We start from the raw sequence: 17537 nt of genomic DNA, 5'->3' as shown, positions 1-17537 counted from the left end.
CACTATGAACATCCACGAGCGCCCGCGCCGCCTGCGTCGCACTGAAGGCATGCGTCGCTTGGTGCGTCAGGTTCATCTTGATCCAGCAAATCTGATCCTGCCTGTATTCGTGCGTGAAGGCGCGAGCGAACCGATTGCCATTGGATCCATGCCAGGCGTGGTTCAGCACACTCAGAGCTCCCTCAAAGCCGCAGTCAATGAAGCAGCGAATGCTGGCGTTGGCTCAGTCATGATTTTCGGGGTTCCTGCCAATAAAGATGCCAATGGCGAGGCAGCTTGTGCGCACGACAGCATCTTGGCTGACGCAATTCGTTGGACTAAAGCTGAAGTTGGCGATTCACTTCCAGTGATTGCGGACCTTTGCCTTGATGAATTCACCACCCATGGCCACTGTGGTGTGCTCGACGCCCACGGCAACGTTGACAACGACGCAACTTTGGCGCAATACCAACGCATGGCCATCACCCTTGCTGATGCAGGCGCGGACATTCTTGGTTTGAGCGGCATGATGGACGGGCAAGTTGGCGCAGTGCGCTCAGCCCTTGATGCTGAAGGCAATATCGACACGGTTCTTCTTGCTTACGCTGCTAAATACGCGTCAGCGTTTTACGGACCATTCCGCGACGCCGTTGAATCTTCCCTCGAAGGGGATCGCAAGTCGTATCAACAAGATCCAGGCAATGTTATGGAAGCAATTCGCGAAGTACGTCTTGATGTCGCTGAAGGCGCAGACATCGTGATGGTCAAGCCAGGTCTTCCCTACCTAGATGTCATCGCCCGAGTAAGTGGCGAAGTTGATGTTCCCGTTGCGGCCTACGTGGTTTCTGGCGAATCATCAATGATTGAAGCCGCAGCAGCCGCGGGCATGCTTGATCGCGAACGCGCAATTCTTGAAACTCTCACATCAGTGAAGCGCGCAGGCGCTGACATCATCGCCACCTACTGGGCAACGGAAGTTGCTCACTTGCTGAATCGGTAAACCTTGTGAATAAATCAGAACGTTGGTTCGAGCGTGCCCAAGCCGTTATCCCAGGAGGCGTAAGTTCTCCGGTTCGCGCTTTCCGCTCTGTTGGTGGCAAGCCTCCCTACGTTGCCAAAGCCAAGGGCTCACGTATTACTGACGTTGATGGCAATGAATACGTTGATCTCGTTGGCGCATGGGGTCCAGCAATCCTCGGTCACGCTCACCCAGATGTTGTTTCTGATGTAGCAAACGTTGCAATGAACTCATTTTCATTTGGTGCTCCCTGCCCGCCAGAAGTTGAACTCGCAGAAGCAATTGTGAGTCGAGTGAATGCCGTTGAAAAGGTGCGCTTCACCAATTCAGGAACTGAAGCAGTGATGACTGCTCTTCGTATCGCTCGCGCAAAGAGCAAGCGCGATGTCATTGTGAAGTTTGCGGGTTGCTATCACGGTCACGCGGATTCAATGTTGGTTGCTGCTGGATCTGGTGTTGCAACCCTTGGTCTTCCTGACTCCCCTGGCGTAACCGAAGGCGCGGCGAAAGACACCATCACCCTCGCTTATGGCGACGTGAAAGCCCTTGAAGAAGTTTTTGCTCAGCGAGGTAATGAAATCGCTGCAGTGATCACAGAAGCTATTCCAGCAAACATGGGCGTTGTTCCGCCACCACCTGGTTTCAACAAGCGAATTAGTGAACTGTGCAAGCAATACGGATCTGTCTTCATTTTTGATGAAGTGATGACCGGCTTCCGCGTTTCAGCTGATGGCTGGTGGGGCATTGAAGGAACTCGTGAAGGTTGGGCTCCTGATCTGTTTACCTACGGCAAGGTGATTGGTGGCGGAATGCCGCTTGCTGCTGTAGCTGGTAATGCAGAGATCATGGATCTTCTTGCGCCAGCTGGCCCTGTGTATCAAGCAGGCACACTCAGCGGAAACCCTGTTGCGACCACTGCGGGCCTTGCAACACTGCGCAACTGCACCCCAGATGTCTACATGCACCTAGATGCGATGGCAGATCAAGTGTTCACGATCATTGCTGATGCGCTCACCAAGCACGGGGTTGCCAATCAACCTCAGCGCGCTGGCAATCTCTTCAGTTTCTTCTTCACCGACAAGCCAGTGCACACCTACGACGATGCCAAGACCCAAGACACCGCAGCGTTCGGGCGCTTCTTCCATGCCATGCTGGAAAACGGCGCGTGGTTGCCACCTTCAGCGTATGAAGCGTGGTTTGTATCGGCTGCTCACACCGATGATGATCTTGCAATAATTGCGCGTGCTGCTGATGTTGCTGCGAGAGCAGCCAGACAGTAAGTAGCACTGGCGCCCGTAGCTCAACGGATAGAGCTCCTGGTTTCTACCCAGTCGGTTGGGGGTTCGAGTCCCTCCGGGCGCGCTTTTCACAATGTTCAGGTCACGCACAACACACATTGATAACGTGTCCCAGTGAATTCACCCGTGGCAGCTGAAAATGAAGCCACGCAGGAATCCTGGGTAGTTGGCGATAACTTCGGCCTGTCAATCCCGGCCGATCCAGAGGCACTCCTTGAAGGCGGCACCGAGTTCCTCACCTACGCCTTTCGCGCGTCAGGCCAACTTGCTGAGAACAATCGTGTGGTGGAGATCATTGATTCCGCAGAATTCTTTGATGGTGGCAGTGGCAAGAAGCTTCGCTTGACCGTTTCATACGAAAAGCCCGATCCAAAACTTCCTGAGCGTCTCTTCGTGAAGTTCTCGCGCAACTTCGACAACGCTTTATGGGATAGCGCGAAACACATGATGCTTTCTGAAGTGAACTTTGCACTGCTCTCGCGCTCCCCTGATTTCCCAGTGAACGTTCCGCTCTTAATGTTTGGCGATCTCGAACCCGTTTCTGAAACTGGCCTTCTAATTACCGAACTCATTCCCTATGGCGAAGGCAATGTTGAAGTTCCGCACCCAAAGTGCATGGACTACCTCATGGACGATGCTGATGCTGTTGATCACTACCGCGCAATCTTTGCCAGCATGGGCCGACTTTCAGGCGCGCATCGTGCAGGGAAACTTTCACCCGAGTTCGATGAACTCTTTGCCGATGCTGAAGCTGGCGCAGCACAATTTCGTTCGCAGGTTTCCGATGAGCAAACGATGCAGCGCGCTCACCGCATGTTCGATTTCATTGAGCGTTACCCAAAACTCTTTCCCACGCATTTCCAAGATGCAGGGCTACGCGAAGACTTCTTAGCATTTGTGGCTGATGGATTTCTTGCGCGTGATCGCATTCAAGAAATTCTGCAAAGCGGCCGCCCCAAGTTTGTTGCCTTTGCTCATTGGAATGGCAACATCGACAACTGCTGGTTTGAACGTCTTCCTGATGGCTCGCTTGACTGCGGCTTCATTGACTGGGCCAACTGTGGAGTCCTGCCTTTTACTCAAGTAGTGAGCGGTGCCCTTGGGTGCGCAGATCCAAAGGTCTGGGCTGAAAATCTCGATGAAATCCTTGCGGCCTTTGTTCAAGAATTTAACGCCCAGGGCGACGACCAAATCTCCCCTGAAGAGTTGAGTCTGCATGTTCGCCTCTCCTTGGCCACCAACTTCGGAATCTCCATGGCCGCACCTGTGGCCATCGCCCGCGATATTGAAGATATCGATGCTGTTTCTGGACCGCGCGACCCAATTTTCCGGGATTTATATACCTCCCGAGTCATGCTGCACACCATGACCAACCTGATTGAGAATTGGAAAAGCCTCAATCTCGGTGATCTCGTGCGAGAACTTCAGTAATTGCGCCCTCCGGCTTCCCATTCGAACCTAGTCTTGCAACATGAAACTCGCGATCCACAACCCAAACTTCACCTTGCCAGGCGGCTCAGCAGCCATGGCATCAACGATCGCAGCAACTGCACGCGCCGCTGAAGCTGGCGGTTGCTCGGTTTTCACAGTAATGGATCACTGGTTCCAGATGGAACAACTTGCAACTGCTCAAGATCCCATGCTCGAGGGTTACACCACCTTGGGATTTCTTGCCGCACACACCAGCACTATCACTCTTGGCTTACTCGTCACTGGTGTGACCTACCGCCACCCAGGCCTACTCGCCAAAACTGTCACCACTCTCGATGTCTTGTCACAAGGTCGAGCGCAACTTGGTATTGGCGCGGCTTGGTATGAACGTGAACACCTAGGGCTCGGTGTTCCATTTCCTCCAGTGGCTGAACGCTTTGAACGACTAGAAGAGACACTCCAGATTTGTTTGCAAATGTGGAGCGAAAACGATGGGCCTTATAACGGCAAGCACTATCAACTCACTGAAACCATTTGCGTTCCACAACCGATTCAGCAACCACGCCCACCAATTCTGATTGGCGGCGGAGGGGAAAAGAAAACCTTGCGTTTAGTCGCTCAGTACGCAGACTCATGCAACCTCTTTGCTTTCGATCAAGCAGAAGTTGAGCACAAGATCAATGTGTTGAATCAACATTGCGAAGATATCGGGCGAGATCCAGCAACTGTGCACAAAACCATTACCACTGGAGCACCAGGTCAAGATCCTGATGTTGATGCCTTCCTTACGCAAATGGAGGCTTACGCAGCAATGGGTGTTGATCAGGTATGGGTATCTCCACCTGCTCCAGACCCGGCAGCATGGGTGGAACGCTTTGCTTCACGCGTTGTTTCGCGCTTAAGTGAGATTTAGAACGTTCTCACCAGCTTCAGTCTTTACTCGCCTCACAATTCTTTTTGGGTTTTTTCGTTTCCCTGCTCACATAGGCGAGTTATGGGTATCTTCCGATGCATCGCTTAGGCCACTAGCCGCACGGGAGAATCACGATGACATTCACAATCGGCAAGCTCTTTCACATCATCCATATTTCAGATGATCTAGCCGAGCTCGATGCTTGGTATGACGAAATCTTTCAGCCAATCCGCGGCATTATGGACAATGCTTATTCGGAAATTGAAAAGCGCGATGCTTCACTGATTGTGATTGGTGATGCCATCATCGAACCAATGGCGGCAAGCAAGGTTCCTGGTGCCGAAGAAATGCCTGTTGGCCGATTCTACTCCCGCTTTGGTCGTCACTGGCATTCACTTGCTTGGTATCTCGACGATGTAGGCGCCGCATGGCAGCAGATGACAGATCTCGGCGTTCGAGTCGTCACCGATGGTGGCGTGCCACTACCTGAACGCCCTTCAGCTGGCTCACTCTTTACTCACCCACGCGATACACATACGCAACTGGAGTTCTTCCCACACATCATTCCGACTGATCCACGCTTCTCCCCCGACTTCAACGATTTAGCCTGGGAGCAATATCCACTCGGGCTTGTTCGCATGGCCTACGCGACCGTTGTTGTTGCCGACATCGACAAGGCGACGAACCTGTTCACCAATGTGTTGCAAGGCAAGCTTCTGCACGAGTCGACTTCAGATCTCACCGGAACACGCAATGTGTATGTGCTCGTGGGCGAAAACACCATTGTTGAAATTGCTCAGCCACTTGAACCGGATTCAATCGCTGGTCAAGATCTTTCACGCAATGGCGACATGTGCCATGCGGTTACCTGGAAGGTACTTGATCTTGATCGAGCAGAGGCATTCCTAGCGTCAAAGAACATTGCGATCATCGCTCGTGACGAACACACCCTGATCGCAGATCCACATGACACCTTCGGTGCACCAATGCGCTTCACCAATGTGCAAATTCCTGGAGATCCGCGCGGATAAGAGGTTCCTTGCTGCGCCCGTTGTCTGAAACGAATAAGGCCCGACTCTCAACGAGAGTCGGGCCTTATTTACGTTGAGCTACACCTTGAGGTAATCACCCTTTGGGTTGACCACTGGCATACCCATCAAACGACGAGCGTTGTCACCCATGAAGTCATAGGTCACGTCATCAGTCATCGGATCTGAATACTTGTAGATGCCGTTAGGTTCTTCAAGGCCTTCTGGGTGTGGCCAGTCTGAGCCGTAGAGCACGCGATCTTTACCAACGAGATCGATGAGGTCGTTGACCTTGCCTTCCCAGAATGGGCTGACCCACATATTGCGTCGGAAGGCATCGTGTGGATGTTCTTCGAAGCCCTGTGGCATCTTCTTGTAGATGGTGGTGAGGTCATCAAAGAGTGGCTTGATCCAGTCACTGCCGTTTTCCACACTCATCACCTTGAGGTTAGGGAAGCGAGTGAAGGTGCCGTGGCAGATGAGGCTGGCGACCATGTCTGACATTTCACGGTGACCAAGCACTACACGACGGAACGTGCCCATGCCCATGAAGTTGTTCGAGGTACGAGGCTCCCACGTATCAACATAACTATCCAACGGTGGCTGGCTGCCATGGAAGGCAACAGGAATTCCTGATGCTTCAACCTCGCGCCAGAATGGATCAAACTCTGGAAGTGCTGGTGAACGCCATCCCTTTGGTCCAAACACTGGTGCTGGCTTCATCACGATCATCTTGACGCCCTTGGACATCACGTACTCAAATTCCTTGAGTGCGCCTTCCACAGTTCCACAGGTGATTACGGGTGTTGAGAACACGCGATCCTTGTAGTTATAGGTCCACTGCTCGGCCATCCACTGGTTCAATGCGTGAATAACAGCGCCCGTGAGTTCGTAATCTTCAGCAGCACTGGTCTCAACCAAGTTCGCCAAGGTTGGGAAGTTAAAGGTCGCCGTTACACCCTGCTGATCAAGGAGCTTTGCGCGTGACTCTGGGTCACGCATTTCTGGCATTGCATCGATACCACGGCCGGTCATTTCCTTGAGGGATAGACCTTCTGGGTTCTGAGCTGCGTAGAACGCCTCATGAGCACCCGGACGAGCAACACGGTCAAAGGTTGGGTTTGGAATGTATTCCGTGATCCGACCATTGACAGCGATGCGAGTAGCGCGGCCAATCGTGACAAACTGAATTGCGGACTGGTACTGCTCAGGCAAGTAACGGGTCAGCGCATCGGCTGCTTCGTACATGTGCTGATCGGCATCAAATACCGGTGGCGTGATGTGACTCATCGGGGCTCCTTGGGCTCATGCAGGGGATGGCCAAAACTTAGGCCGCGCTGCCCCTCTCGTCAATGAATTTTCGTAATTCATATCTATCACTCACAAAGGGGGCAGTCCTCGTGAGGAACTGCCGCCTTTGTGTGACGCATTTGACTAGGCGATGCGCAAAGCCGGACGAGGGGCTGGGCTCTGTCCTGCAGGAGCCGGTGCCGGGCGAAGGTCACCTGCCATAGGCATTGGACGTTGCCCACCTGCACCTGGCATCGGACGCTGATCTGCGGGCCGAGGAGTTGGCCGCTGATCAGCAGGCGCATCTACTCGAGGAACGCGAAGCCGATTGGTGAGGCTTGAGCCACTCCAGGCTTCAAACATGTCGCCGTGCAAGGTTGATGCAGCACCACTTGCCAATGTGACCGCTGCCCCACCCACCACTGAACGGGGATAGTGAACCTGCAGCACCACCTTGGGAACAGCCACTGCATGGTCACTTGGGCACGTCAACGAGCCATTTGAATTTTGGGTTGCAAACACCAGAGGAGCCATGTGATTCGCGCTATCCACACTGGTGCCATCCCAACAATTTGGGAACGTTACTTGAGCAATTAAATGCTGCTCACCTGCGCAGGTTGGAACATTTGCCACGTCAGCACTGAAGGTCGGCTCTACGCCAGGTGCACCACAACCCCATGCAGCAGTTTGGTTGGTGCGACCTGACACAGCCTTGAAGCCAACAGGAAATGCGGTGGTCGATCCTGCATTTGTTGAGTCGTACCTCACGCTCATTGCGACAGGGGCTACACGAGTTCCGTTATTGAAGAGCGCAGGAACCCAATATGCCGAACGGTCATTGGAATCGTCGCAGGTCGTTGAACCTGCGAGCAGCGTTGCACCAGAAGTGAGTTCGTTAGTCGTGATGTTACCGAAGAATTCATGTTGATGACTCATGTTTCTCATACCTGGCATAACAATCGCATCAGTGGTGTTCGTGTGACTAAATGCGCAGCGCACGCCAAAGGTTCGTGAATCACCCGGCGCCGCACTAGCAGGAAGTGAAGCGATTACCCCAGTGGCTACTACTCCTGTCACAACCATCGCGCTTGCCGCAATTTTCCAAACGTGCATTTCAGCTCACTCTCGGTAGGAAACTCTTAGGCCGAAGTGTGTTGAGCCACTTTGGGAGTGATCTCGCACAATCATGTGAAACGCCTGTGAATGTGAAGGTTTCCTCATGATCTGGAAATTCGATTCCTTCGCTTTACCTCGACTTTGCCATTTCTTGGTTTCAGGTAAAGACAACCCGTCACACACTGCAGCTGAGGGGCAAATAAGAAAGTAGGGATCACATGAACAAGACAACACGCGCTATTGCAACTGCGGCAGTTGCATCAATCGCGATTTCAATTCCTTTAGCGGCGACGAGCGCATTTGCTGATGATCATGGTCGAGGCAAAGGCAATGGCAACTCAGGAAACTCGTCACATAGTTCAGGTTTCGTGTCTGCACGGATCAAACTGTCACCAGGGCAGTTCACGGCAATTTCCGGGGCACGCAAGAACTACTTGACAATAGTTGCACCAATAAATCAAACACTGCGCTCAGCAGTAGTGAAAATTCAAGGCGATCTACTCGCAGCGATGAGTGCGCCAAGTGTGGCGCTTGCCATTGGTGAGGATGCGTATCAATTTGCAAAAGACACCAACACCGACACTGTCGCGGCTAAGGCAGCTCGCGATCAGGCGGCTGCAGCATTCACCGCAGCACTAACAACAGCAAAGGCCGCAGCACAAACACAATTGAATACAACTCGAGCAACGGCCCAAACATTGCTTGATAAAGCAAAGAGTGACTACAAGGTTGCCGTGACAGCCACTTTCCCAGCTGGCACAGCTATTGCTCCAAGCCTGCTCAATCCACCACGCACGAACTTCAATTGGATGCACAGCAATGAAAACTGGAATGTGTTGATGAACAGCAACGGATTAGCACTTGGACATTTCAAGGACTAACCCATTGAATAAGTAAAGAGTGAGGCCGGGCGATTCAAGGAATTTGCCCGGCCTGACTTATTTACTGCCTTACTTATGTCCCGATTGAATCGCGCACTACTGCGAAACGTAAGTCACCTGAATTGCACCAGCAGCATCGCGCAATGTCAGCTTGCCGCCTTCACGAACATAGGTCACAGCCTTTGCCAATGCAGCGAAGTACTGGGATTCAGTGGCCATCACCGATTCAGGTTGGCACATCATCATGGTCGCGCCAGCTGGCGCAATCTTGATTCCAGTTTTGCCAGTCAAGGTGTAGGTCGTTGTGTAGTTATTGCAACCCCCCTTACCTGTGAGTTTTCCATCTGCGCTGAACGCTGCAGTGATCATTGCAACGTTTCCATCGCCAACAACCGCCTGCTTGCCGTTATTTACACCTGTTGCTTGCCACGACGTGCCTGGCAAACCAACTGCTGTGGTCTTGTACACAAAGAGAGTTTTGCCTTTGGCATCTTTCAACGTGAGATTGCCGGTATTCACAAATGACTTCACCTTCGGGAAGTTTTTCATGATTGCGGCTTCTTGAACTGAGATCGGTCCAACACATGCCTTCATGGTCATCGGCCCAAGTTCCAAGGTCAGCGATGATCCGGACTGGCGATACGTGCCGTTAAAGGTGTTACATCCGGTGAATCCGTTGATCGTGCCGCCTGCGCGAAAATTCAAGGTGGCCGCACTTGCCCCGGTGGTGCCGGGAGTTTGCTGGCCAGTGGCACTTGGGTAGGTCACCACAGTCCATTGCGTGCCTTTAAGTGGCGCTGGCGATGCCGCCGATGCCGCCACTGCCCCAAGGCTCAAGGTGAGGCCCACGACCGCGACCAAGGTTGCTGCAATCCGGCCATTCATATTCAACGTTGTTCTCATGGATTCAGCGTACGTCGCCCTCATGCAAAGGCTTCGCATGTGTCGGGTTTGTCGTAGACAGTCCTGACAGGTGCGAATTACTGTCGAGCCTGTTCCCCTGCGCACCACCAACCCCACGAAGGAATGCCATGACCACCACCACCGGTCCGACCCGTCCGGCCAAATCCCATGGCCAGTGGGCTGTTGATGGCAACTCTCCTCTCAACCCAAATGAGGAGATGAAGCAAGAGGGTGATGGCCTGGCTGTTCGTGAGCGCGTCGAAACCATCTATTCCAAGCAGGGCTTTGATTCCATTCCAAGCGACGACCTTCGCGGCCGCCTTCGCTGGTGGGGTCTGTACACCCAGCGCAAGCCAGGAATCGATGGCGGACGCACTGCACAACTAGAGCCAGAAGATCTGGAAGACTCCAACTTCTTGATGCGCGTTCGCTCAGACGGTGGCCGTCTGACCCTTGAACAACTGCGCACCATCGCAAACATCTCAGTTGAATTCGCGCAGAACACTGCAGATGTCACTGATCGTCAAAACATTCAACTTCACTGGATTCGCATTGAAGATGTGCCAGAAATTTGGCGCCGCTTGGAATCCGTAGGTCTCTCAAGTGCGCAAGCCTGTGGTGACGTCCCGCGCGTGATCTTGGGTTCGCCCGTTGCAGGCGTAGCAGTCGACGAAATCATCGATGGCACTCCAGCAATCGAAGCAATCTTGAATCGCTTCCTGCTCGATCCAGAACTTGCAAACCTGCCTCGCAAGTTCAAGAGTGCAATCAGTGGTTCACCGCGCCTGGATGTTGCGCATGAAATCAACGACATCTCTTTCGTTGGTGTCGTTCACCCAGAACATGGCCCAGGCTTTGACGTCTGGGTTGGTGGCGGACTTTCTACAAACCCTCACCTTGCGGTTCGCCTTGGCGCTTGGGTATCACTCGAAGAAGTTCCAGATGTGTGGCACGCAACTGTCAAGATTTTCCGCGATTACGGTTACCGCCGCCTTCGCACCAAAGCCCGCTTGAAGTTCCTGGTTTCTGACTGGGGCGCAGAGAAGTTTCGTGAAGTCCTCGAGTCTGAATACCTCGGCCGCAAGCTCACTGACGGTCCAGCCCCTGCTGCAACCGGAATGCGCGATCACGTTGGCGTCTTTCCACAAAAAGACGGGCGCAATTATGTTGGTGCTGCGCCAACTGTTGGTCGTCTGTCTGGTGAGCGTTTACTTGCTCTTGCAGATCTTGCAGAAGCTGCAGGTTCAGATCGAGTGCATCTCACCGCAGACCAGAAGATCGTGGTGCTCAATGTTGCATCGGAAAATGTTGATGCGCTTGCAACCGGTCTTTCAGGTATCGGTCTTGAGGTCTACCCGTCAGCCTTCCGTCGCTCAACGATGGCTTGCACTGGCGTGGAGTTCTGCAAGTTGGCAATCACGAACACCAAGGACCGCGCAACGGCACTTGTTGGCGAGCTTGAAGCTCGTTTCCCAGAAAACACTTTGCCCCTTGCCGTACATGTGAATGGTTGCCCGAACTCATGCGCACGCATTCAGGTTGCTGACATTGGCCTTAAGGGCATTCGCGCGCTAGATGCCGATGGCAACGATGTTGAAGGTTTCCAGATTCACCTTGGTGGACGCCTGGGTCAAGAATCAGGCTTTGGTCGCACAGTGAAGGGCTTGCGTCTTCCTGCAAATGACCTTCCTGACTATGTCGAGCGCGTGTTTAGCCGCTTTGTCGCAGAACGCGAAAACGATGAAGCGTTCAGCACATGGGCACTTCGCGCGGATGACGAGGCAATTCGATGAGCATTGCCCAGCGCAGCGATGCACGAGTTCTGCAAGCAGTTGCGCGTTACGCGACTGCCGGCTTGCAGGGCGCGGATGCGGCTGAAGTAATTCGCTGGGCAGCTGATTCATTTGCTGGTCGCGTCGTTGCAACCCAAGCAATGGCCAACACCACAATTTCACATCTCATTGCCGCAACTGCACCTGAGATTCCGGTTGTCTTCCTCGATACTGGCTACCACTTCCCAGAAACACTGACAACACGCGATGATCTTGTTGCTCGCACCAACATCAACTTGCTCACCATCACCCCAGTGATGAGTTTGCAGGAACAAGATGAGTTGTACGGTGAAAATCTTTGGGATCGCGACCCAGATCTTTGCTGCAAACTTCGCAAGGTCGAGCCAATGGAAGAGTCACTTGTGGGCTACGAAGCTTGGATTACAGGGCTACGCATTGCAGCAGCTCCTCATCGTGAAGACGTTCCAGTTGTTGAATTCGACGAAAAGCGTGGTGTTCTGAAGATTTCACCAATCCTTAATTGGACTGATGAGGATCTGCTTCGCTACACATTGGAAAATGACGTACCTGTTAATCCACTGATGTACGCCGGATACCCATCCATTGGTTGCGCTCCTTGCACTGCTCGCGTTGAAGTTGGCGCAGATCCTCGCTCAGGTCGTTGGGCTGGCAAGGAAAAGACCGAATGCGGGTTGCACACGTGAGTAGTTACCCAATTTCGCTCAACCTCGCAGGTAAGCGTGTTGTGGTGGTTGGTGCAGGAACAGTTGCAGCACGACGCATCACGTCTCTGATTGAAGCCGGCGCACACATTGTGGTGATCTCCCCTGTGATCAATCAGCGCATTGAAGAACTTGCACAAGTTCATCAAGTAGAACTGCATCGTCGTGCATTCGAAACCGGCGACCTCGTTGGAGCTTGGCTGGTGCATGCAACAACAAACCTCGCCGATGTGAATGAACTCGTCGCCGCTGAGGCGGATGCCCAAGGCACGTGGTGCATTCGTGCTGATCAAGCGTTGCTCTCACAAGCTTGGACTCCTGCGTCCACACGTGTTGACGATGTCACTGTTGCCGTCACTGCCAATGCTGATCCGCGCCGCGCAGCGGCAATTCGCGATGCAATTGCTGACCAACTCACCGTTGGTGCGCTCCCAATTCGTCGCGTGCGCGCAACCCAAGGTCATGTTGTGCTCATTGGCGGCGGCCCAGGAGACCCAGAACTCATCACTGTTCGCGGGCGACGCGAACTGGCGAAAGCTGATGTTGTTGTATTCGATCGCCTTGGACCAACCTCGCTTCTTGAAACCTTGGCTCCAGATGTTGAACTCATCGAAGCCGGAAAGCGCCCAGGGCATCACACGCTGAATCAAGATGAAATCAACGCCGTGATTGTTGATCGTGCCCTGCTTGGTAAGCGCGTCGTTCGACTTAAGGGCGGCGATCCTTTTGTGTTTGGTCGCGGATCAGAAGAAGTGCAAGCGTGCATAGATGCTGGTGTCAGTGTTGATGTGGTTCCAGGCATTAGCTCGGCAGTTGCAGGCCCAGCATCTGCAGGAATTCCCGTCACTCACCGAGGCTTGGCCAACGGCTATGCAGTGATCACAGGCCATCAACTCAACGATCTCACTGCTCTGGCTCAAGTTGATCTCACACTCGTGGTGTTAATGGGCGTTGCAACCCTTCCTGCACTCGCTACTGGATTGATTGCTGGCGGAAAGTCATCGTCCACACCTGTCGCCTTGATTGAAAAAGCTTCGACGCCTCAACAACGCGTAACTGTTGGAACTTTGGAATCAATTGCCGCGATTGCCTCTGATGTTGGAGTTACTAACCCAGCGGTAATCGTCATTGGAGATGTTGTGACCGTTCCTCATCTTCTTGCTGCCGAACCATCATTCACCAACAGCATTCAATAGATCATGTCGCCTTTAGTAGTTCTGCTGGCGCACGGCAGCCCTGATCCAAGATCAAGCACAGCTGTTGAAGATGTTGCAACCCGTCTTGAAACTTCTCTCAATGGTCCAATTGTTCGAGCCGCTTATCTTGATCACAACTGGCCAACACTCACCGCTGCAATTGGTCGAGAACGCGATGCTGGGTCACTCCAAGAAGTTGTCGTGCTTCCTTTGCTTTTGAGTAATGCTGCGCATGCACTTCGTGACATTCCCGCCGCGGTTACCACCGCTGAGCGTGACAGTCGCCTGGCCATCACCGTTGGTGAAACCGTGGGCCTAGATCTATCCCTGGCTTTAGCTCTTGATGCCCAAATTCCCGACGCTGCACCAGTGGTCGTGGCTTGGGCCAGTGGGCGAAGCCAGCAGGCCCAAGATGCAATGCGAGATTTAGTTGCCGCCTGGATGCAGGCCACTGGCCGCGAAGTTGTCGCTGCGGCGGCATCCGAGTCTGGTGAATTCTTGAAGACCGCTGCGCTGGAACTTCAGGCTCGAACCGGGCTTGCGCCACACATGGCAACCTTCACCCTCTTCCCTGGCGTCTTGGCCGATCAAGTGAGCGCTGCAGCGCAATCCCTTAGCCTGAAATCAACGACCCCACTCTTTGCGGAATCAGCGCTCATTGAGATCCTTGCCCTGCGCCTTTTGCAAACCACACGCACATAGGCCATCCGTCCACCACAATTGGGGGCGAGTACTGATGGAGGATTTTCGTGGATCTTGTTGAACTACGCCGAAATGACTACACCCTGGAAGAAGTCAGCCAAGAGGTGCTCGTTGCCTTTGGTGATTTCTTTTCCGATCAGTGCCCAACCTCGCTCGTGCGCGCATCGCAACCACTTGGGTTTGATCAAGGATTGTGGGATCGCCTCGTAGAAATGGGCACCACCACCATGGGGCTGCCTGAATCTGCAGGCGGCGATGGTGCCGGCATGGTTGAACTTGAACTTGTTGCTGAAGAGTTTGGCCGAGCAATCGCACCTGTGCCGTTCATCGAGCACATCGTTGCGTCCCGAGCTCTTGCAGCAGCCGAAAATGATGCGGTTGCAGAAGTTCTTGCTGGTGCCGCAGATGGCTCTCGCATCATTGCTCTGGCTAGTGCTCCTGTTGTTGCCGGTGCAAAGCAATTGGTTCCTGCGGGAGCAATTGCTCGCGATGTGATCGCTCTAGTCGGCGACAATCTCGTGTTGTTGAGCGCAGACACCCCGTTTGCCCATGTTGCTAATCAAGGTTCAACCCCGCTTGCTTGGTGGGATTTCGATTCAGTCACTCAGCGCACAGTCATTGCAACTGGAACTGAAGCTCATCGCATCTATACCCGCGCACATGATGAACGCATGGTGCTTACGGCGGCTGCACTCGTAGGCATTACTGAATACGCACTTGGACTCACGGTGGAGTTCACGAAGACCCGCGAAACCATGGGCGTGCTCATTGCAACTCTGCAAGGCGTGGCATTTCCGCTCACTGATATCGCTACGAACATTGCAGGTGCCCGCAATATCGCTCGCAAGGCTGCGTGGTACCTGGACTTTGCTCCTAACGAACGACCAGAACTTCCTGCCATTGCACTTGTCTATGCGTCAAACACCGCAACCCATGGCACGCAACAAGCAGCACACCTACAAGGCGGCCTTGGCTTCACTGTCGAAAACGACATCAGCATGTACTTCCTACGCGCAAAGGGTTGGGGCTCAATTGCCGGCGATCCAAGTGCACATTTGGCATCTATTGGCGACAGCGTCTTGGCTTCGGTCAAGTAGTTTACGAATAAGAAAAGGAGACTCCCATGGATTTCGGACTCGTAGAACTCAGTGCAGAAGACCGCGCCTTGCAGCAGGAGATTCGCAGCTTCCTCGCTGAAATTTTCACCCCCGACGTATTCCAACTTGAACATGAAACAGGTAGTGGATTCAACCCCAAGGTGTATGAAGCCCTTGGTGCACGTGGCTGGCTTTATCCAGAACTACCCGTTGAACAAGGCGGCGCCGGCTTCAGCCCAGTGCAAAAGCGCATCATGGAACTGGAACTCATTCGTCAAGATGCACGAGTGATGATGATGCAAGGAACGTCATCTCTCCCGATGGCCGCAGTACGCAAATACATGGATCCTGTTATTGCCGATCCCATCCTTAAAGAATGCGCAGCTGGCCGAGCTGTGATGTGCCTTGGCTACTCAGAGCCAGATGGTGGATCTGATATCGCCAACGCGAAAGTTCGGGCTGTTCGCGATGGCGACATGTGGACCATCAACGGTTCCAAGATGTGGACAACTGGTGCACATATCTCTACTTACACCTTCTTGATTACCCGCACTGATCCAGAAGCACCAAAGCACAAGGGCATCACCATGTTTTTGGTGCCCTTGAAATCAGAGGGCGTCACCATTCAAGCCATTCGCACCTTCAGTGGTGAGCGCACCAACATCGTGTATTACGAAGATGTTCAGGTGAGTGACTCCATGCGCGTAGGTGGGGAAAATAATGGCTGGACGGTTCTCCATGGTCCCCTTGATGAAGAACACAGCATTGGGCTTGACATGAATGGTGGCCTGACTGACGTGTCAGTGGGAACCGGCATGTGTCGGGTTCTTGGCGCCTCAATGAATGAAGTTGCGACCTGGGCGAATAAAAACACAAACGCCGATGGCGAACTGCTCGCGAAAGACATTCGTGTTCGCGAACGCCTAGGTGCCGCAATGGTTGATTACGAAGCTGGCATCAGCACACCAGGCCCCATGGGTCGCGTTAAAGCATCCGACGTTCTGGTGAAAAACGCCGCACAACTTCAAGATCTCGTGGGAACAGTGGGGCTTCTTCCCATGAATACTGAAGGGTCCATCGGTATCGGCGATATTGAATACGCACATCGCTTTGCTCAAGGAACTGCTACCTATGGGGGAACTGTTGAGGTTTTCCGCACGATCATCGCGCAGCACGTGCTCGGCTTACCAAAGGCTCAGCTTCCTGGCGCAAAGGTTTTCCTAGCGGGCAAGAAGAAGTAACTAGCTGCGAGTTTTTAAACGTACGGGTGGAAGGTCAGGAGCCAAGATTGGTTCCTGACCTTCTCCTTTTGGCCAACCAAAAAATGGATGATCCGCAGGCTGCGTCGTGAAGTTCATGTTTTCTGCTTGCCACAATCGGTGATATTCAACGATCTCTTCATGGCTTCGACCAATGAAGTTCCACCACATCACGATTTCTTCACCCAGTGGTTCACCGCCGATGAGTAACAACCGTGCATCACTCTCAGCAGTAATCGTTACAGTTAAATATCCGGGTGCTAGATAACCAAGATGATGTACTGGCACGGCTTCACCGTTCAATGCAACATCACCGCGATCCACAAGCAGGCCATGCTCATGAGTTGGATTGACCGCTAACTCAATAGATGTTCCTGAATCGACTCGCAATTCAGCACCAACTAGCGGCGAATGAGTGGCAACCGGTGATTTCGAACCGAGCAACTCCCCCAAGAACACCTGCGCAGTTCCACCAGTAAACGCAGTGACATCCGGAATGAAATGTTCGAACCCCGGATTAGCGAATCGCGCTGTGCTCGGCAAAGCAACCCACAACTGAACCCCATGAAGTTCACTGCTCTCCGGCAAGGAACGCTCCGAATGACTAATGCCTTTGCCCGCAGTCATGAGATTGAGTTCGCCTGGTCGCACTACTGCAACATTTCCGGCACTATCGCGATGTTCAATAACGCCGGAAAACAACCAACTTGCCGTTTGTAACTGCGTATGCGGATGCGGGCCAACCTGCATACCTTTTCCAAGGCTGACTTCCTGCGGGCCGAAATGGTCAATGAAGCACCATCCACCAATGAGTGAACGACGGCGGGTGGGCAACGTTCGACGAACCGGCAAGCCTTCATCTGGCCCAAGCGCGACTTCCCAAGGCTTGAGAAGTTCTACTTGATTCATCG

The 17537-nt window shown here is 53.2% G+C and carries 16 protein-coding genes and 1 tRNA gene; 13 read left to right on the top strand and 4 right to left on the bottom strand.

What is annotated here, in order from left to right:
* Positions 1-4 precede the first annotated feature (4 nt).
* The 6 genes from hemB (at position 5) to PHN51_04175 (ending at position 5670) form a co-directional block, all read left to right on the top strand.
* Complete coding sequence (gene hemB, locus PHN51_04200) at positions 5-979, top strand: porphobilinogen synthase (protein ID MDD2817980.1); 975 nt, start codon at positions 5-7, stop codon at positions 977-979.
* Positions 980-984: 5 nt separating this feature from the next.
* On the top strand, positions 985-2277 hold the full coding sequence (gene hemL / locus PHN51_04195) for a glutamate-1-semialdehyde 2,1-aminomutase (protein ID MDD2817979.1): 1293 nt from the start codon (positions 985-987) through the stop codon (positions 2275-2277).
* Positions 2278-2286: 9 nt separating this feature from the next.
* A tRNA-Arg gene (locus PHN51_04190) sits at positions 2287-2359 on the top strand.
* A 50-nt stretch (positions 2360-2409) separates the two neighbouring features.
* Positions 2410-3726, top strand: coding sequence for a hypothetical protein (locus PHN51_04185; protein ID MDD2817978.1), 1317 nt, complete (start codon positions 2410-2412; stop codon positions 3724-3726).
* A 40-nt stretch (positions 3727-3766) separates the two neighbouring features.
* Positions 3767-4639, top strand: a complete 873-nt coding sequence (locus PHN51_04180) for an LLM class F420-dependent oxidoreductase (GenBank protein MDD2817977.1) — start codon at positions 3767-3769, stop codon at positions 4637-4639.
* A gap of 134 nt (positions 4640-4773) precedes the next feature.
* The gene (locus tag PHN51_04175; GenBank protein MDD2817976.1) at positions 4774-5670 is read left to right on the top strand and encodes a hypothetical protein; all 897 of its coding nucleotides are present in this window, start codon (positions 4774-4776) and stop codon (positions 5668-5670) included.
* A gap of 78 nt (positions 5671-5748) precedes the next feature.
* On the opposite strand, the gene PHN51_04170 is transcribed toward PHN51_04175, so the two are convergent.
* On the bottom strand, positions 5749-6957 hold the full coding sequence (locus PHN51_04170; protein ID MDD2817975.1) for an amidohydrolase family protein: 1209 nt from the start codon (positions 6955-6957) through the stop codon (positions 5749-5751).
* A 144-nt stretch (positions 6958-7101) separates the two neighbouring features.
* On the bottom strand, positions 7102-8070 hold the full coding sequence (locus PHN51_04165; GenBank protein ID MDD2817974.1) for a DUF1996 domain-containing protein: 969 nt from the start codon (positions 8068-8070) through the stop codon (positions 7102-7104).
* Positions 8071-8291: 221 nt separating this feature from the next.
* On the opposite strand from PHN51_04165, the gene PHN51_04160 reads away from it, so the two are divergent.
* Entirely contained in the window at positions 8292-8954 is a 663-nt protein-coding gene (locus tag PHN51_04160) for a hypothetical protein (protein ID MDD2817973.1), read from the top strand.
* A 96-nt stretch (positions 8955-9050) separates the two neighbouring features.
* Here the strand turns inward: PHN51_04160 and PHN51_04155 are convergent, their stop codons facing one another.
* The gene (locus PHN51_04155; GenBank protein ID MDD2817972.1) at positions 9051-9857 is read right to left on the bottom strand and encodes an META domain-containing protein; all 807 of its coding nucleotides are present in this window, start codon (positions 9855-9857) and stop codon (positions 9051-9053) included.
* 128 nt (positions 9858-9985) lie between these two features.
* Between PHN51_04155 and PHN51_04150 the strand changes: the two genes are divergently transcribed.
* The 6 genes from PHN51_04150 to PHN51_04125 are packed head-to-tail and all read left to right on the top strand — an operon-like array spanning position 9986 to position 16608.
* Complete coding sequence (locus tag PHN51_04150; protein ID MDD2817971.1) at positions 9986-11650, top strand: nitrite/sulfite reductase; 1665 nt, start codon at positions 9986-9988, stop codon at positions 11648-11650.
* Complete coding sequence (locus PHN51_04145; protein ID MDD2817970.1) at positions 11647-12354, top strand: phosphoadenylyl-sulfate reductase; 708 nt, start codon at positions 11647-11649, stop codon at positions 12352-12354. The genes PHN51_04150 and PHN51_04145 overlap by 4 nt, the downstream gene beginning before the upstream one ends.
* Positions 12336-13568, top strand: a complete 1233-nt coding sequence (gene cobA / locus PHN51_04140; protein MDD2817969.1) for a uroporphyrinogen-III C-methyltransferase — start codon at positions 12336-12338, stop codon at positions 13566-13568. Before PHN51_04145 ends, cobA begins: the two co-directional genes overlap by 19 nt.
* 3 nt (positions 13569-13571) lie before the next feature.
* The gene (locus PHN51_04135) at positions 13572-14270 is read left to right on the top strand and encodes a CbiX/SirB N-terminal domain-containing protein (GenBank protein ID MDD2817968.1); all 699 of its coding nucleotides are present in this window, start codon (positions 13572-13574) and stop codon (positions 14268-14270) included.
* Positions 14271-14317: 47 nt separating this feature from the next.
* Positions 14318-15367 (top strand): acyl-CoA/acyl-ACP dehydrogenase, encoded by a 1050-nt coding sequence (locus PHN51_04130; protein ID MDD2817967.1) that lies wholly within the window; start codon positions 14318-14320, stop codon positions 15365-15367.
* Positions 15368-15393: 26 nt separating this feature from the next.
* Positions 15394-16608, top strand: a complete 1215-nt coding sequence (locus tag PHN51_04125) for an acyl-CoA dehydrogenase family protein (GenBank protein MDD2817966.1) — start codon at positions 15394-15396, stop codon at positions 16606-16608.
* Here PHN51_04125 and PHN51_04120 read toward each other — a convergent pair whose 3' ends face one another.
* Positions 16609-17535, bottom strand: a complete 927-nt coding sequence (locus tag PHN51_04120) for a pirin family protein (GenBank protein ID MDD2817965.1) — start codon at positions 17533-17535, stop codon at positions 16609-16611.
* Positions 17536-17537 lie beyond the last annotated feature (2 nt).

This window comes from Candidatus Nanopelagicales bacterium, from assembly GCA_028687755.1.
GTDB lineage: Bacteria > Actinomycetota > Actinomycetes > S36-B12 > S36-B12 > UBA11398.
This window is presented reverse-complemented; position numbering and strand designations above follow the sequence as displayed.

Coding starts and splice junctions, on each gene's coding strand:
- PHN51_04145 (MDD2817970.1), top strand. CDS start 11,647: ATGAGCATTGCCCAGCGCAGCGATGCACGAGTTCTGCAAGCAGTTGCG.
- PHN51_04160 (MDD2817973.1), top strand. CDS start 8,292: ATGAACAAGACAACACGCGCTATTGCAACTGCGGCAGTTGCATCAATC.
- PHN51_04175 (MDD2817976.1), top strand. CDS start 4,774: ATGACATTCACAATCGGCAAGCTCTTTCACATCATCCATATTTCAGAT.
- PHN51_04155 (MDD2817972.1), bottom strand. CDS start 9,857: ATGAGAACAACGTTGAATATGAATGGCCGGATTGCAGCAACCTTGGTC.
- cobA (MDD2817969.1), top strand. CDS start 12,336: ATGCGGGTTGCACACGTGAGTAGTTACCCAATTTCGCTCAACCTCGCA.
- PHN51_04120 (MDD2817965.1), bottom strand. CDS start 17,535: ATGAATCAAGTAGAACTTCTCAAGCCTTGGGAAGTCGCGCTTGGGCCA.
- PHN51_04150 (MDD2817971.1), top strand. CDS start 9,986: ATGACCACCACCACCGGTCCGACCCGTCCGGCCAAATCCCATGGCCAG.
- hemB (MDD2817980.1), top strand. CDS start 5: ATGAACATCCACGAGCGCCCGCGCCGCCTGCGTCGCACTGAAGGCATG.
- PHN51_04170 (MDD2817975.1), bottom strand. CDS start 6,957: ATGAGTCACATCACGCCACCGGTATTTGATGCCGATCAGCACATGTAC.
- PHN51_04125 (MDD2817966.1), top strand. CDS start 15,394: ATGGATTTCGGACTCGTAGAACTCAGTGCAGAAGACCGCGCCTTGCAG.
- PHN51_04180 (MDD2817977.1), top strand. CDS start 3,767: ATGAAACTCGCGATCCACAACCCAAACTTCACCTTGCCAGGCGGCTCA.
- PHN51_04135 (MDD2817968.1), top strand. CDS start 13,572: ATGTCGCCTTTAGTAGTTCTGCTGGCGCACGGCAGCCCTGATCCAAGA.
- PHN51_04165 (MDD2817974.1), bottom strand. CDS start 8,070: ATGCACGTTTGGAAAATTGCGGCAAGCGCGATGGTTGTGACAGGAGTA.